Origin of the sequence: Brevibacterium sp. K11IcPPYGO002, from assembly GCF_050920635.1 — a bacterium.
Lineage (GTDB): Bacteria > Actinomycetota > Actinomycetes > Actinomycetales > Brevibacteriaceae > Brevibacterium.
The window spans coordinates 2,931,593-2,945,816 of record NZ_CP131929.1 but is presented as its reverse complement, the minus strand read 5'-3'; the positions used below and the strand labels follow the sequence as shown (position 1 = coordinate 2,945,816).

Annotated in this window: 13 protein-coding genes and 1 pseudogene; 5 read left to right on the top strand and 9 right to left on the bottom strand. The window is 58.3% G+C overall.

The genetic code is table 11. From position 1 onward, the window contains the following. Positions 1-19 precede the first annotated feature (19 nt). From QYM46_RS13525 to dctP, 5 genes are read right to left on the bottom strand one after another with little or no spacing between them, the layout of a single operon-like run. Positions 20-394 (bottom strand): cupin domain-containing protein, encoded by a 375-nt coding sequence (locus tag QYM46_RS13525; RefSeq protein WP_432789337.1) that lies wholly within the window; start codon positions 392-394, stop codon positions 20-22. Further along, positions 391-1,578 (bottom strand): CaiB/BaiF CoA transferase family protein, encoded by a 1,188-nt coding sequence (locus tag QYM46_RS13520; protein ID WP_432789336.1) that lies wholly within the window; start codon positions 1,576-1,578, stop codon positions 391-393. The genes QYM46_RS13525 and QYM46_RS13520 overlap by 4 nt, the downstream gene beginning before the upstream one ends. Then, the gene (locus QYM46_RS13515; protein ID WP_432789335.1) at positions 1,575-2,867 is read right to left on the bottom strand and encodes a TRAP transporter large permease; all 1,293 of its coding nucleotides are present in this window, start codon (positions 2,865-2,867) and stop codon (positions 1,575-1,577) included. Before QYM46_RS13515 ends, QYM46_RS13520 begins: the two co-directional genes overlap by 4 nt. Continuing rightward, positions 2,867-3,400, bottom strand: a complete 534-nt coding sequence (locus QYM46_RS13510; protein WP_432789334.1) for a TRAP transporter small permease — start codon at positions 3,398-3,400, stop codon at positions 2,867-2,869. The genes QYM46_RS13515 and QYM46_RS13510 overlap by 1 nt, the downstream gene beginning before the upstream one ends. Beyond that, complete coding sequence (gene dctP, locus QYM46_RS13505) at positions 3,375-4,460, bottom strand: TRAP transporter substrate-binding protein DctP (RefSeq protein ID WP_432789333.1); 1,086 nt, start codon at positions 4,458-4,460, stop codon at positions 3,375-3,377. Before dctP ends, QYM46_RS13510 begins: the two co-directional genes overlap by 26 nt. A 243-nt stretch (positions 4,461-4,703) precedes the next feature. On the opposite strand from dctP, the gene QYM46_RS13500 reads away from it, so the two are divergent. The 4 genes from QYM46_RS13500 (at position 4,704) to QYM46_RS13485 (ending at position 8,385) form a co-directional block, all read left to right on the top strand. After that, the gene (locus tag QYM46_RS13500) at positions 4,704-5,417 is read left to right on the top strand and encodes a FadR/GntR family transcriptional regulator (RefSeq protein ID WP_432789332.1); all 714 of its coding nucleotides are present in this window, start codon (positions 4,704-4,706) and stop codon (positions 5,415-5,417) included. A gap of 28 nt (positions 5,418-5,445) precedes the next feature. Further along, on the top strand, positions 5,446-5,823 hold the full coding sequence (locus QYM46_RS13495) for a cupin domain-containing protein (protein WP_432789331.1): 378 nt from the start codon (positions 5,446-5,448) through the stop codon (positions 5,821-5,823). A gap of 227 nt (positions 5,824-6,050) precedes the next feature. Then, positions 6,051-7,463 (top strand): MFS transporter, encoded by a 1,413-nt coding sequence (locus QYM46_RS13490; protein ID WP_432789330.1) that lies wholly within the window; start codon positions 6,051-6,053, stop codon positions 7,461-7,463. A 25-nt stretch (positions 7,464-7,488) separates the two neighbouring features. Continuing rightward, positions 7,489-8,385, top strand: coding sequence for a polysaccharide deacetylase family protein (locus tag QYM46_RS13485; protein ID WP_432789329.1), 897 nt, complete (start codon positions 7,489-7,491; stop codon positions 8,383-8,385). 393 nt (positions 8,386-8,778) lie between these two features. On the opposite strand, the gene QYM46_RS13480 is transcribed toward QYM46_RS13485, so the two are convergent. From QYM46_RS13480 to QYM46_RS13470, 3 genes are read right to left on the bottom strand one after another with little or no spacing between them, the layout of a single operon-like run. Beyond that, positions 8,779-9,603, bottom strand: a complete 825-nt coding sequence (locus QYM46_RS13480) for an enoyl-CoA hydratase/isomerase family protein (RefSeq protein WP_432789328.1) — start codon at positions 9,601-9,603, stop codon at positions 8,779-8,781. Next, on the bottom strand, positions 9,600-10,835 hold the full coding sequence (locus QYM46_RS13475) for a CaiB/BaiF CoA transferase family protein (protein WP_432789327.1): 1,236 nt from the start codon (positions 10,833-10,835) through the stop codon (positions 9,600-9,602). Before QYM46_RS13475 ends, QYM46_RS13480 begins: the two co-directional genes overlap by 4 nt. A 46-nt stretch (positions 10,836-10,881) precedes the next feature. Further along, entirely contained in the window at positions 10,882-12,285 is a 1,404-nt protein-coding gene (locus QYM46_RS13470; protein WP_432789326.1) for an SLC13 family permease, read from the bottom strand. A 102-nt stretch (positions 12,286-12,387) separates the two neighbouring features. On the opposite strand from QYM46_RS13470, the gene QYM46_RS13465 reads away from it, so the two are divergent. Further along, positions 12,388-13,146 carry an IclR family transcriptional regulator gene (locus QYM46_RS13465; RefSeq protein WP_432789325.1) on the top strand — a complete coding sequence of 253 codons (759 nt, stop codon included), beginning with the start codon at positions 12,388-12,390 and terminating at the stop codon, positions 13,144-13,146. 276 nt (positions 13,147-13,422) lie between these two features. Here QYM46_RS13465 and QYM46_RS13460 read toward each other — a convergent pair. Then, positions 13,423-14,151, bottom strand: a pseudogene (locus QYM46_RS13460) (CpaF family protein); the annotation flags it as partial. Between the last annotated feature and the right edge of the window lie 73 nt (positions 14,152-14,224).

The following is a 14,224-nucleotide window of genomic DNA, read 5'->3' as shown; positions in this document are numbered from 1 at the left end:
CCATGTCGCTGTTTCATGATCATTCGATCGTGTCGTCGGTTGCAAGGGCGGGGTAGTAGACGTTGATGAGCTCCAGTGGCTCTGCTGAGAGGACCTCGACATGATGGACAACGTCGGTCGGGATCAGCACCGAGTCGCCTCCGCCCAATTCGAGGGTTTGTATACCGAGTTCGACTGAACAGCGGCCCGAGAGGATGTGGAGGAATTGGGTGCTCTTGAGATGTCGGTGGGGGAGTGCGGACCCGCCGTGCTCGATCGTTCCGCGTACGACAGATACTGCGCCGTTGGCATCGTCGCCAGGCAAGAGCCGGAGATTGGACGTCAATGTGTGGCGCGGCGGAGTGTAGGCCTCGAGTTCCTCGCCGACATAGTGCTTGATCGATTCGTTGGTCATTTGTTTCTCCTTTGTTCGATGAGGGTCATGACGGCCTCGCGATCTCCGTCGGCCGGCGAAGCCAGATTGACTGGCTGCAGTGGTGACTCTGAATAGTCGACGTTCGGCGTGGTCCGCCAATAGCTGCCTTCTGTAGGGTGATCGATCCGTTCCACAGTCCCGCGTCGTCTGAGATAGTCGTCGTCGACGAGGTCTTCGATCCTGTTCACCGCTTGGGCCGGAATGTCGTGGTCATGGCAGAGTTTGATGACTTCGCCAGTCGACCGGTGCGCGGCGAATTCGGCGATGAGCGCCTGTGTCTCTTCGACATGGGCGTTGCGGTCCCGGTTCGTCGCAAAAGGTGCAGCTCCGTCAGCGACGGTTGGATCATCAATGGCGAGGAAGTCTCTCCACTGCCGGTCGTTGTAGGGCAGCACGCACACCCATCCGTCTTTGGTGCGGTGTGGCCGCCGTGCTGGATTGATTGTTCGGTGCCAACCAGCGTCTCCCAGAGGAGGCTCAAACGTATAGTCATTGAGCTGTTCGACCATATTGAAGTCGGACATCACATCGAACATAGGAACATCGACCCACTGCCCGAGTCCGGTGATATGGCGGCGGTGGATCGCCGCAAGCCCGGAATAAACCATCGACAGGGCGCAGACTTTGTCGGCGACCACGTACGGAGCGTACTGGGGCCGGCCCAATGATTTGCGATAGACATCGCTGAGACCACTGGCTGCTTGAATGATGTCGTCGTACGCTGGCCGGTCACGTTCTGGACTATTCGAAGAGTACCCTTGCGCCGTGACGAGAACACATTGAGGGTTGATCTCAGCAACTGATTCCCAGTCGAAACCGTATTTCTGACGCTGTCGCGGAAGGTAGTTGGTGACGATAATGTCCGCGATACCGACGAGGTCGTTCAGCGTACGTTGGTCCTCGGCGTCTGAGAAATCGAGCGTGATGTTCTTCTTCCCGTCTCCGAGGCTGAGCGCGGCGGCAGACATCCCCGGATTTCGGGATTGTCCGGACCGGCGGATCACATCTCCGCTGGGAGCTTCGACGTGAACAACTTCTGCGCCGAGCTTGGCGAAGAGCCGTCCGGCCAAGGGGCCCATAATGACCGTGGCGATCTCGACGACTATCAGTCCGTCGAGCGGCCCCCTTGCCTGAGTATTCGGAACGGGCTGTGTGTGCGTCATAGACTTCCCATCATTTCTGGCAGTGTGAGGACGATTTGCGGAAAGGCGAAGAGCAGGACTCCGACGGCCAGAATTGCGAAGACGAAGGGAATGCTGCCGCGGAAGACATCCTCGACCGGCATTCTGGCTGCCTGAGCGACGACGAAGACATTGAGGCCGAGTGGGGGAGTAATCAGCCCGATTTCGGCCAGCAGGATAACGACGATTCCGAACCAGATCGGATCGAATCCCAGCTCAGTCACTACGGGCAGAGTCACGGGCACGGTCAGCGCGATGATTGCCATCTGGTCCATGAAGAAGCCGAGAATGAGGTAGCCGACGGCAATGATGGCGACGATGACGATCGGAGCAATGGGCAGTGCCGAGAGTGAATCGACCAGGTGAGGCGTGACTTGCGACTCGGTGATGAAGTGGCCGAAGACGTGGGCGGCCATGATGATCGTGAGGATCATGATCGATGAGCTCAGGGCCTCGGCGAACGATTTTGTCAGGTTCGCCCAGGTGAGCTTCTTCTTGCCTAGCATCAGCCCCAGCGCCCCTAGGCATCCGACTGCGGCGGCTTCGGTTGCGGTCGTGACACCGAGGAATACCAGGCCGACGACGAGGATGAAGAGCGCGGCGATCGGCAGGAGGCCGGCGAGACTGCGGAACTTCTCGTGCCCGGTGCTGGCTTCGCCTCTTGGCGCTGATGATGTTCTGAGCGTGATCAGAATGGTGATCGTGATGACAAGTGCCGCGGCCACGAGGAGGCCGGGGATGATTCCGGCGATGAGGGTCGGTCCGACTCCTGCTTCGGCCGTGATGGCATAGAAGATGAGAAGCACACTGGGCGGGATCATCGCCGCCAGCGTTCCTGCTGCGGCCACGACCCCGGCGCTGAGGCGTTTGTCGTAGCCCTGTCGGATGAGTTCCCCGGTTGAGGTATGAGCAAGTGTTGCCGCCGCGGCAGTGGATGACCCTGAAACTGCAGCGAAAATCGCTCCAGCTCCGACAGCTGCGTGCGCAGTTCCACCACGCATACGGCCAACGAGGACCTTTGCCGAGTCGAACAGGCTGGAGAGTGCACCGCTGTGGAGGACGAACTGAGCCATGAGGATGAAGAGCGGGATCGCTGCCAACGAATTGTTGCTGACCGCGCTTTGCGGGATGGTCATCAGGACACCGATGACATCGGCGGGTCCGCCGAGCGCGAACAGGCCGACGATGCCGCTGATCAGGATGGCGAAGGCGATCGGTATGCGTAGCAGGATGAGGGCCAGCAAGAGTGCTGTGATGGTGAGTACTAGCATCAGGCTGCACCGCCTTTGAGGAAGGTCTTGGACTCCAGGAGGATGATCACAGCGGTGAACAGGCTCCCGAGCGGGAGGAACGCCTGCCAGATCCAGCTGTAGATCGGCAGCTGGGATGACAGCGGAGGTGGAATGTCTCCGTGCTTGAGTGCCTCGAACATTGTGATCGTCCCAGCAATAGCCAACGCGGTGATTCCCACGAAGACGACGATGAGGCTGAGCCATCGAGCGGCTGACTGCACTTTGGCAGGAAGGTGCTCATACAGCATGTCCGCAGCGACGTGTGCGCTGACTGCGTAGCCCCACGGCATGCCGAGGAAGACGACGGCAGGCAGCAATACCTTCTCGATGAACGAGACGTTCCACCCCAGAGGGCTTCCAGCGAAGTATCGAAGCACGACCTCAGCAAGCATGAGCACCGTGATTAGTCCGAGCGCGATGATTGCGCACCATTTTGATGTCGATACGATCGAGGTGTGGAGGCTGCCGTAGCGCTGAGTGGAGTTGTCAGGAGTCTGATCGATTTCGCTCATTCTTGGTCACCGCCTTCTCGAACTCGGTAAGTACTTCGGTGCCGGGAAGGCCAGCCGAATCGAGGCTGGTTGCCCAGTCAGATTTCGCGCGGCTCAGCTCGAGAGTCCACTCTTCTTTGGCCTCGCCTCTGATCGGTGTGAATTGCACTCCGGCGTCATTCATCAGCGATTCGGCCTCGGACTTTTCCTTATTGAGGCCATCGCACAACGATTGCTGAGCCTGAGCGGCAGCGTCAGTGACTTTGTCTTGTTCCTGCGAGTTAAGACCATCCCAGGTGCGTTCACTGATGACATACGGGATGCCGACAGAGCCGAGGTTGAGGCCCTTAGTCGAATAGTTGGCGACCTGCTCGAGATTGTAGGAGGGCACACTGACGAATGGCATGGCGGTTCCGTCGACGGTGTTGCGTGTCATCGCCTCGTAGGTATCTGCCGCCGACATGCTCACCGCTGATGCCCCGATGGTTTCCATGGTGACGTCGAATGCTCCGCCTGAGGAACGGAGGAGCAGCCCGCGAACATCGGCGGGATCTTCGACTTTGGTGTTGCTCGTCATCACTTCGTACCCGGGGATGATCGAGACCCAAAGCGGTCGGAGTCCGCGGTCCTCGTATTCCTCTTTATAGAGAATTCCGTCCTCGTCGAGGAGGTCCATCATCGAATCAGAAGCGACGCAGGCATCTGTCGTCATCATGGGCAGGTCCCCGACGCTGGACAGCGGGAGTTTGTCCTCGAGGTATGCGGCCGATGCTGGTCCGATGTCGATGTTGTCGGTGGAAATGAGGGAAGCGAGATCCTCTGCGTTCCCCATCTGACCTGAAGGGTAGTACTCGGTGTCGAGACCGTTTTCCTTGAGCTCGTCGAGGAAGACGCTGACGCCGTACTTGCCGAATGGATGCTTGGGAGAATAAGAGTCGGCCAGGCTGAGTGCTGGGTTCCCCGGATTCTCCACGGGTGCACAGCCAGCAGTCGAAGCGACCGCCACCAGCGCAGTAGCCACCAATGGGAGCAACGAGCGTTTGAGTCTTGGGTGCGTACCGGATTTTGAGTAGTGCGACATGACCTCACTGTCTTTCGCATATAGAAACGATAGTTCGTATATCCGGTGAATAGCTTATGCGGAGTTCGACTTCGGAGTCAAAGGACGTCCTTGGAGATCGCTTGCGCTTGGGCGTAAGGCATTTCGGGGGTGGGCGGTGGTCGATTGTGTCCCATGCGTTTGGGGCCACGCGGCCGCGGGTCGCCGCCGTTGTTCGTGCGTACGCTATTGACGATCGTTCGAAAATAGGTCTAACCTCTTGATATGAAGTCATCCGACCACTCAAGCAAGGTTGAGCAGCCGAAGCGGCGATACATTCCGATCGCGCAGGATCTTCTACGAGAAATTCAGGCGGAAGACGGCCGGACGGAAAAGAAGCTGCCATCCGATCGAGACCTTGCCGAACGCTATAACGCCTCCCGGAGCACTGTTCGCGAGGCAATCTTCGCCCTCGACATGATCGGGGTCATCGATGTCCGCCACGGGGACGGCACCTACATCTCGACGAGAGTCGAGCGCCTGCAATCGTCCGAACAGTTCCAGTACGGCGCACGCCCGGAACATGTCATCGATACGCGATTAGTCATCGAACCGAGCATCGCCAGAGGACTCGCCGGCAGTCATGCCGCCCTCGACGCGGCGCGAAAGGTGCACGAAAACGCCGGAGCGCTCCTCGAAGTAGCCGAGAGCGTACCCGAGTTCACACAACTCGCGCTCCAGTTTCATCTCGAACTCGCCGCTGCTCTCGACAACCAGCTGCTGGGAGAGCTCGCCTACGAAGTTATCTCCATCGACAATCAGCCTCTCTGGGCGCTGATCAACCAGCTCTCTCTTCAAGATGCCGATCATCGACACCGGCTCTACGAGGAACATCAGCAGGTGCTCGACACGGTTGCTGCTGGAGATGTCGATCTTGCCCACGCGACCATGAAAACTCATCTGAGCAGGAACAAGTCACGTATCCTGCCTCACTCCTGATCGTATTCACAACACAAGAGGAGGTTCGATGACGAACCATAAGTACCAGCCCGTTCGGGCTTCTGCCGAACTTGATCCGAGTACAGGGCAGGTCGGCGAATCTGCGATGCTGCTCAGCGACATCAACGTTCCCGACATCAACCAATGCTTGGGCGTTGCGGCAGTGCAGCCAGGTGAGCCATCCACGGCCGAACTCGCTCACAGCACAGCAGAAGTCATGTTCGTAGCTGAAGGCCGAGGTGAACTGATCACGTCAGCGGTGACTGTGGAGTTCTCCAAAGGTGACGCGATCTACATCCCGGCAGACCTTAAACATGCGCTGCGTAACACGGGGGAGTCGGTTCTCGTATCGGTCTTCAGCTTTCCCGCCCCCAACAGACCAGCAGACAGCACCACACCACACTGAAGTCTTCTCCTCTGCGGAGAAGAGCCACACCTGGTCAGTGCGGGGGATCTGCACGAGATCGCAAGGAACGATGACCGCGCCAGTGGTCGTCAGAATTCACAGACTGCCGGGACCTCGAAAGAGAGTGCCGGTCCCGAATAGCGAACCTGCCAGTTCGCTATTCGGGGAACCCCGGTTACCGCGGGGAGGATATATCGCATTCAACTGAATCGAACGATGGAGTTCTCATGAACACGACATACCACGATATGAATCATAGTCGATTAGGCGACATAGTCGACGGAATCAAACTGACGAAAGTCCACTACCTCGCGCTGCTGCTGGTCGTGACCGGCGGACTCTTCGAGGTCATGGAACAGCTCATCCTTGCCTCACTTGGCCCGTCACTACAGGAAGCATTCGGCGCGTCGGCCCAAGACATCGCCCTGCTGTCGACCGCGACCCTCCTGGCGATCGCCGTCGGCGGAGTCACTGGAGGATACCTTGCGGACCGAGCGGGCCGCCGTGCGGTCCTCGCCGTCAGCGTCGGCATCTACTCATTCGGGTCAGTCGTCGCAGCTTTCTCGATGAACTACGAAATGCTCACCGTCGCCCGCATCATCACGGGAATCGGCGTCGGCGGTGAGATCGCCGTCGGACTGACCTACTTATCAGAGCTGACACCCACCCGCATCCGCGGACTGTTCGTCTCCTTGTTCAACACGATCTCGGCTGGGGTCGGTATGTTCATCGCGTTCGCTTACACAATTTTCGTTCTGGGACCGTTTGCCGCAATGATCTCAGCCGGAGACGAAGCGTGGCGCTGGGCGTTTGGCCTGCTTGGCATCCCCGCGGTGCTCGTTTTCTTCTTCCGCCGATATCTTCCCGAGACGCCACGGTTTCTGCTGGAGAAGCACCGGACGTCAGAACTCAACGCATCGTTGACGCGACTCGAGCAGGGCAAGATGCGTCTGAGAACTGTGGGCGAAGCGGTCGAGTACTTCAGCGCCGCGGAAGTGGATGCTGCTTCCGCTGAGGTCTCGGCAAGTGGTCGGGTCTCTGACTTGTTCATCTCCGGGCAGCGCAAGCGCACCGTCGGTCTGTCGATCGTCGCGTTCCTCGCCTGGGGCGCTCAATTCAGTATCTTGCTCGTCATGCCACTGCTCCTCGTCGAGCGCGGCTACTCGATTAGCGGCAGCCTGACCTTCACGATGGTCCAGAACATCGGCGGATTGCTCGGCGCGATCCTCGCTTCGATCGGTGCCTATTCGTTCCCGCGTAAACGTATGATCGCCATCGGTTCAGTCCTAGCGGCTGTAACGATTATCCTCTTCGCGTTCTTCGCCACGAGCCCCTTCCTCATCATGCTCCTCGGATTCCTGTTCAACTTCAGCGTCATGGTCGTCAACACGACGATCTGGACCTGGTCGCCTGAACTCTTCCCTACAAAGATCCGCGGACTGGGCACCTCAGTCGTCGTCAACATCGGCTTCATTGGCGGAGCCCTGATCCCGCTAGCTGCGTCGGCGCTGTTTGAGAACGTCAACGAGTACATGACCTTTGGCATCGTCGTCATCATCTACATCGGCATTTTCATCATCTCCCGTGCTGTCACAGAGACGCACAACCGTTCATTCGAAGAGCTCGACCCCACCGACTGACCAAACCGAACTCCAAGGAGAAGACATGACTACCCAATCCAATGGCCCGATCCGCGATCTCGTCGGCTACGGTGAAAACCCACCTCACCCCCAGTTCCCCGGCGGGGCCAATGTGGCCGTCAACCTTGTCGTCAACTACGAAGAGGGATCCGAGTACAGTCACTTCCTCGGCGACGGCGAGAACGACTCGATCGCGGAAGTCGCTTATCCATTCCCACGCGAAATCCGTGATCTGGCGACCGAATCAATGTACGAATACGGCTCTCGAGTGGGCGTATGGCGACTGCTGAGATTGTTCGAGGAATTCGGCATCAATGCCACTTTCTTCGCCTGCGCACGTGCGTTCGAGATGAACCCGGACGTCGCTACTGCCGCGCGTAAGCTTGGCCACGACCTCGTCTCCCACGGTTACCGCTGGGAAGAGCACTGGCGGATGACGCGCGAGGAAGAAGCGCAGCGCATTCATGATGCTGTCGAATCGTTCAAGACCACCTGGGGCTCGGCTCCCAATGGGTGGTACTGCCGTTACGGTCCCTCCGTGAACACGCGTGAACTCGTCACCGAGCACGGCGGCTTCCTCTACGATTCCGACGCCTACAACGATGACCTTCCGTACTTCACCGAGGTAAACGGAAAGCGCCATCTCGTCGTTCCGTACTCGCTGACATACAACGATATACAGGGGACGAAAGCACCAGGAGACTTCTTCGAGTTCGCACGCCGCGGTTTCGACGAGCTGTGGCTCGAAGGAGAGCGAGGCGCTCCGAAGATGATGTCGGTGGGGCTGCATCCGCGGCTTATTGGACAGGCAGGGCGGACGAACGCTCTAAGAGAGTTCATTGAGCACTGTCAGACCAAGGGCAAAGTCTGGTTCGCACGTCGCGACGACATTGCCAGCCTTTGGATGAGTCAATTCGGCTGAAGTCATCGGCTGTCTGCACCGACGGTCTCTAAACCGAGGCCGTCGGCGCAGGCTTTTCATTCTTGGACGACAGAATCCGGTCAGAGCGCAGGGGAGTAGGCGCTTGCTGCTTGGCTTGGGTAGTCAGGCAGCATAGGAAGCGGTCAACGCCGTGTACCTACTGTCAAAATTGTTCTCAATCGGTCGGGCTCTCTTGCCGATGTTAGGGCATCTCTCCTTTAGTGCCGGAGCCATGTCAGGATCGCCCTGATCACGACGGTCGCTCGATAGGTGATGGCAAGCTCGTCGTATCTCGTCGCTAACCCTCGCCATTGGGGACGTAGGCAAGTGCACAGTAAGCGCCTCGGAGAGATTGATTGTACGCCGACGGCGTCACAACCACTCCGAGGCGGGCTATTCGTGCACACGTACTTCAGGATGGTGGTTCCAGAAGCGTTCACCCGTCCAGCCGAATTTAGCAGGCCGCCGATCAAGGAAGGCCTGCACTCCCGTCTCCCTCTCGCCGCTTGTCTCCACCTCAGACCGCCAGACGCTGTCACGGGATTCGAAGTCTGAGCCTGCGGTCATGGCATCGACGATGTTCTTCATCGCTTGAATCGATAGCTGTGACCGAGAACTGAGCTGGTCCGCTAAAGCTACGACGTGCTCACTCAGCTCTCCTTCCCCAGCAAGTTGGGTGACCAGGCCGAAACCGAGGGCTTCGTCGGCCGTCAACATCCTGCCGGTCAGCAGCAAATCTTTGGCCACGCTAGGTCCGGCGATGTCGACAAGCCGTTTGATCGCGCTGACAGGGTAAACGATGCCCATTTTGGAAGGGGTGATGGCAAACTTGGCGTTGGACGTTGCTATTCGTATGTCGCAAGCGGCAGCTATTTCCCAGCCGCCGCCGATGCAGTAGCCATCAATGGCCGCGATAGTCGGCTTTGGGCTGGAGGCGATTGCGGTTTCGGCCTTCGTCGTAGCCGAAGCTCCCCCTGATTCCTTGGAAGTGCTGATTGTTCGCAACTCAGAGATATCGGCTCCGGCTGAGAAGTCATCACCATGTCCGCGGAGGACGATAACCATCACTGTGCTTTGATCGCCTGTCTGCGCTATTAGCTCGGGGAATTGCTCCCACATCCGTGACGTCATGGCATTGCGACGTCCCTCGTTTCGGATCCATATCGTGGCAACTGGTCCGTCGATTTCCAGGGTGAGGCACTGGTTGGTTTCAGTCATGATCGCGCATCTACTCTTCCTGTCTCTGCTTCGTCGGGAAGCCTGATGACTCCGTTGTTCGCCAAGTTGCGGATTTGGTCTACCGTGTATCCGATGCTCTCCAGAACCTCCTTGGTGCCGCTGCCCAGGGTCGGTGGTGCTGATTGCACAGGAGTCGGTTGACCATTGACAGACAGCGGGCCGCGCACCAGCGGCAGTGTGCTTCCATCCTGGCGGCGAACCGTCTGCACCATCTCGAGCGCGTTCACTTGTTCATCTTGAAAGACTTGGTCGTAGGTGTAGATCGGTCCGGCGGGGATCCCCGCTTCCCGAATCGCGTGCATCCACTGGGCTGCGGGCTTTTGGACGAGTGCCGCTTCGAGGTCCGTTTTGAGAACATCCCGGTTGGCGAATCTGTCACCGGATTCAACGTACCTCGGATCATCAGGCAGATTCGGCAGTCCGATAAGCTTGCAGAACGTGCTCCAGTGTTTGTCGCTTCCGACAGCGATAACAATCGGAACGTCTTTTGTAGCGAAGACACCATAGGGGACGATTACAGGATGGTCATTGCCATGGGGCACCGGAACCGTGTGGTTGCTCAGGGTCGACTGCCCGTGGAATACAGAGATGGCGACTGCTGATTCCAGTAGAGAAGTCGCGACGTCTAGCCCCGTACTCATCTGTGCCCTGCCTGCCAATGCAGCCGTGACTCCGAGAGCGGAGAAGATTCCGGTGACGATGTCGATGATCGGCAACCCAACTCGGTAGGTGTTATCAGGATCCGAACCAGTCACAGACATTATTCCCGACATTGCCTGGATAACTTGATCGAGACCGGCGTATTGGCTCATTGGACCGCTTTGGCCGAATCCACTGATTGACTGAACTACGAGGTCAGGGTTGTCCTTCCGCAACGCGACCGGGTCCAAGCCTGTCTTAGCGAGCACTCCGGGACGGAAATTTTCGACGATGACGTCAGACTTTCTCGCTATATCCTGGAGAATGGCTCGTCCCTCGTCGGAATAGAAGTCGATGGCGATTGATTTCTTACCGCGATTGACCGCTTCGAAGTAGAGACTGTGGTCGTCTTCGAAGGGTGGCCAGATCCTCGCCGAGTCTCCGCTCTTTACGCTTTCGATCTTGACGATATCGGCACCAAGGTCGCCGAGCAGCGTCGTACAGAATGGACCTGAGAGTGCCCGGGTGAGGTCCATGACCCTAATTCCGTGCAACGGGAGCGGTTCGCTCATGTGATTCTCCTTTGAAGCGGTGTTGGGCTGTTGACTGAAGCGAAACTCAGAGCGTGCCGGGGAGGACGAGAGCTCCGACAAGAACGACCGGGCCGACTATTGCCATCGACAGCCCCCACCGCAGAAGCAGCTTGGTCATTCGCTCCCGTTGGCTCTCCTCGACGGTCGCGACAAATGTGGCCCCCACAGTTGAGAAGGGAGAGACATCGACAATTGACGAGCAGACAGCTAGGGCGCAGATGACGGTCCAGCCTGTAACACCACCGTTGGCCACAAGCGGCAGGGCCAGTGGAACGAGCGCAGCCAGAATTCCTGTCGTCGACGCGAAGGCGGATACCACACCCCCGATAATGCAGATGACAAGTGCTGCAATAATCGGAGTACCAATGCTCGCCGCGCCGTCGCCGAGCAGATCGACAGCGCCCATATGTTCGAGCACACCGACGTAGGTGATGATTCCGCCGACAAGTAGCACGGTCGACCAGTCGATCTGGGGAATGGCTTTCTTGCCACTAGCCGGGTCGACGAAGGTGAGAATTGCACCGAAGGCGAATGCAAGGACTCCGATGTCCGGCTCTTTCCCAGCAATTGCGAGCCCGATGACTGCGACTACGAGCCCAATGATGCAGGCGATTGTGAAGACTTGTGTCCCGGTGAATATCGTTTTACCGCGCGGCGGCCCGTCAACCAGTGTGTCAACCGCTGTAGCCTCGTGATCTGGACTCGAGCTCAGTTCTGTGCCACTGCCAATGCCATACCGCTCACCAGGAAGACCGTATGAGCGTCCTCCTGCGCCGGTTCCGCCGATGCTGTCGAGAGATTCACGACTGAGCGTCTCTCGAATGAGCTTCGCTCCACCGAAGATGAAGAAGCCGCACACGAGCAACAGAAGGTTCATTCCCAACGCGACTCCGAATGGAGCGAAGGGATTGATTGCAATATCAGCTTCTCTGGCGGTGCCATAGGTGACGATGCCGAAGAGGCTGGTTGGAGCGAAGGCTCCCGCGCTGCCGCCTGTTCCCATTGCAAGCGCCATTACCATCGGGTCCATTTTGTATCTCCGGGCGAGCGGCATGGCAATCGGCACAACGACGAGCGAGGCCAGCGGCGACCCCATTGCCCCGATACCAAGCGACAAGAGGAAGAAGACCAACGGCAGGAGCGCAGGCTTATTGCCGACTCTGCTGAGTGCGTAATCCACCAGACGGTCGATCGTCCCATTGGACCGCGCGACTGAGAAGAAGTAGGTGACACCTACCAGCAAGACGAGAATGTCTATGGGAAATCCTGCCACGACGTCTTCGAGTGACATCGATGCCAACCAAATTCCGATTGCGCATGCTGCCGGAAACATGAAGATTCCGATGTGAACGCCTCGCCAGGAGCAGATGGCGAAGACGGCAATGAATACCGTTAGAGCAGTCAGTTGAAACGTCACTGTTTCATCCATTTCTATGCAGAAAGAGCGGTTCACTATGCGGACCTATGGACTACCTGGTGAACCCTTGTTCCGATATTATGAATCAAAACACTGACCGTCAAGGAAAATTGGATGACTATCAATAGTGTGCTCACAGCGTTTCGACTACTTGAGCTCATCGCGGAAGTTGAAAAGGTTGGGCTCACTGCCCTCAGCCGCACAGCAGAGTTGCCGAAAGGCAGCGTGCAGCGCTATCTCTTGACTCTGAAGGAGGCGGGGTGGATCACGGAAACCCCGGACCCGCCGGTTCAATGGCAGCTGACGTCACGCGGCTTCTCGGTGTGCAAGAATGCCGGCAGTCCGAGCGATATTCGCCAGATTGCGATGCCCCATCTCAACAATCTCCAGCTCATGACCACGGAGACGGTTCATTTGGCTGTCCCCGATTCCCGGGACGTAGTTCTCATCGAACGATTGGATACGTCCCACCCACTGCGTGCATTTTTGCCAATCGGGGATCGGAACCCGATGCACGCTTCAGCGACAGGCCTCGCGATCATGTCCAGATACAGCGATGATCGGATTGAGGACTACATTTCCCAGGGCCTTGTGCAGGTCACTGAGAAGACGATTACGGATCCTGATGTGCTCAGGGCCAAAATCGACAAAGTACGGGAACTCGGATATTCCACGAACGACCGAGGGCTCAGCGACGGCATCTGCTCCACAGGTGCCGCTATCGTCGATGCAGAAGGCAAACCGATTGCATCGGTCTCGGTCTCGGGTCCTTCAAGTCGATTGAGCCCGGACAGGCTGAACGAGTACGGGCCCAAGGCTGCGGCGGCCGCTCGTGCAATCTCCAGCGAGGTCTGTAGACTCGGGCCCATCTGAGATTGAATCCGTCATCTCACTCTTCTCTTGAGGAGATCTCGAATGCCCACGCCAAGCAGTGGAGAGGGTTGGATACTTGATTTGACAGGCTGCCGTGCGGCAGCCGTCCTCAGCCCCATCAAGGCTTGGTTGCTCCAATAGCGGATATATGTCGTAGCCAATCCCACTAGGGGGCATCTCCGTCGAACGATGTGCTGGGCTTGCGGACAATAGTGTGATGCAGTACCTACAAAATCTGGGCCAGTTCGCTTTCTTTTTGCACATCCCCAATCGATTGTTCGCCCCGGCCAGCAGCGGCAGCGTGCAGATCTTCGTGATCGCCGCCCGGGCAGAGTTCGCGTGGATGGTGCCCATCCCGGGCAGCCCCGAATTCAATGCCACGAGGAGGTCGAGGCTTTCGGCCTCTCTGACCTCGCCGACGATGATGCGCGTCGGCCGCATCCGCAGCGCCTCTTTGACGAGGGCACGGAGGGTGACTTCGCCGGTGCCTTCCAATGAGGGCTGGCGACACTGCATGGGGACCCAGTCACGGCTGGGCAGATTGAGTTCGAAGACCTCTTCGCAGGAGATCGTGCGTTCACGGGCCGGAATCGAGCCGGCCAAGGCATTGAGCATCGTCGTCTTGCCCGCCTGAGTGGCCCCGGAGACAAGGATATTTGCCCCGCTGGCCACGGCCGCGTCGAGGAACTCGGCGGCCCCGGCCGTCAGCGATCCATGCGCGATCAGATTGGCGAGATTGCGCGGCCGGGCGATGAACTTGCGGATATTCACAGCTGGGTGGGTGCGAGTGATATCGGGCAGCACCACATGCAGACGGGACCCGTCGGGCAGGATGGCGTCGACGAACGGCTGCGACAGATCGACACGGCGGCCCGAGGTGCGCAGCATCCGCTCGATGAGGTCATCGAGTTCACCCGAACTGAGCTTCGTCGTCGTCAGCTGATGGATTCCGTCGACGGCGATGAACACCTCGCTCGGTGAGTTGACCCAGAACTCTCGGACGGTGTATGTCCTTGGTCGACCGGCGTTGCATACGTTGTCTGACCTGCAAAAACGTGTTGGGGCGCAATGTGGCAGA

Excerpts from the sequence above, each read along its gene's own strand:
- QYM46_RS13525 (WP_432789337.1), bottom strand. The coding sequence starts at position 394 with ATGACCAACGAATCGATCAAGCACTATGTCGGCGAGGAACTCGAGGCC.
- QYM46_RS13520 (WP_432789336.1), bottom strand. The coding sequence starts at position 1,578 with ATGACGCACACACAGCCCGTTCCGAATACTCAGGCAAGGGGGCCGCTC.
- QYM46_RS13515 (WP_432789335.1), bottom strand. The coding sequence starts at position 2,867 with ATGCTAGTACTCACCATCACAGCACTCTTGCTGGCCCTCATCCTGCTA.
- QYM46_RS13510 (WP_432789334.1), bottom strand. The coding sequence starts at position 3,400 with ATGAGCGAAATCGATCAGACTCCTGACAACTCCACTCAGCGCTACGGC.
- dctP (WP_432789333.1), bottom strand. The coding sequence starts at position 4,460 with ATGTCGCACTACTCAAAATCCGGTACGCACCCAAGACTCAAACGCTCG.
- QYM46_RS13500 (WP_432789332.1), top strand. The coding sequence starts at position 4,704 with ATGAAGTCATCCGACCACTCAAGCAAGGTTGAGCAGCCGAAGCGGCGA.
- QYM46_RS13495 (WP_432789331.1), top strand. The coding sequence starts at position 5,446 with ATGACGAACCATAAGTACCAGCCCGTTCGGGCTTCTGCCGAACTTGAT.
- QYM46_RS13490 (WP_432789330.1), top strand. The coding sequence starts at position 6,051 with ATGAACACGACATACCACGATATGAATCATAGTCGATTAGGCGACATA.
- QYM46_RS13485 (WP_432789329.1), top strand. The coding sequence starts at position 7,489 with ATGACTACCCAATCCAATGGCCCGATCCGCGATCTCGTCGGCTACGGT.
- QYM46_RS13480 (WP_432789328.1), bottom strand. The coding sequence starts at position 9,603 with ATGACTGAAACCAACCAGTGCCTCACCCTGGAAATCGACGGACCAGTT.
- QYM46_RS13475 (WP_432789327.1), bottom strand. The coding sequence starts at position 10,835 with ATGAGCGAACCGCTCCCGTTGCACGGAATTAGGGTCATGGACCTCACC.
- QYM46_RS13470 (WP_432789326.1), bottom strand. The coding sequence starts at position 12,285 with ATGGATGAAACAGTGACGTTTCAACTGACTGCTCTAACGGTATTCATT.
- QYM46_RS13465 (WP_432789325.1), top strand. The coding sequence starts at position 12,388 with ATGACTATCAATAGTGTGCTCACAGCGTTTCGACTACTTGAGCTCATC.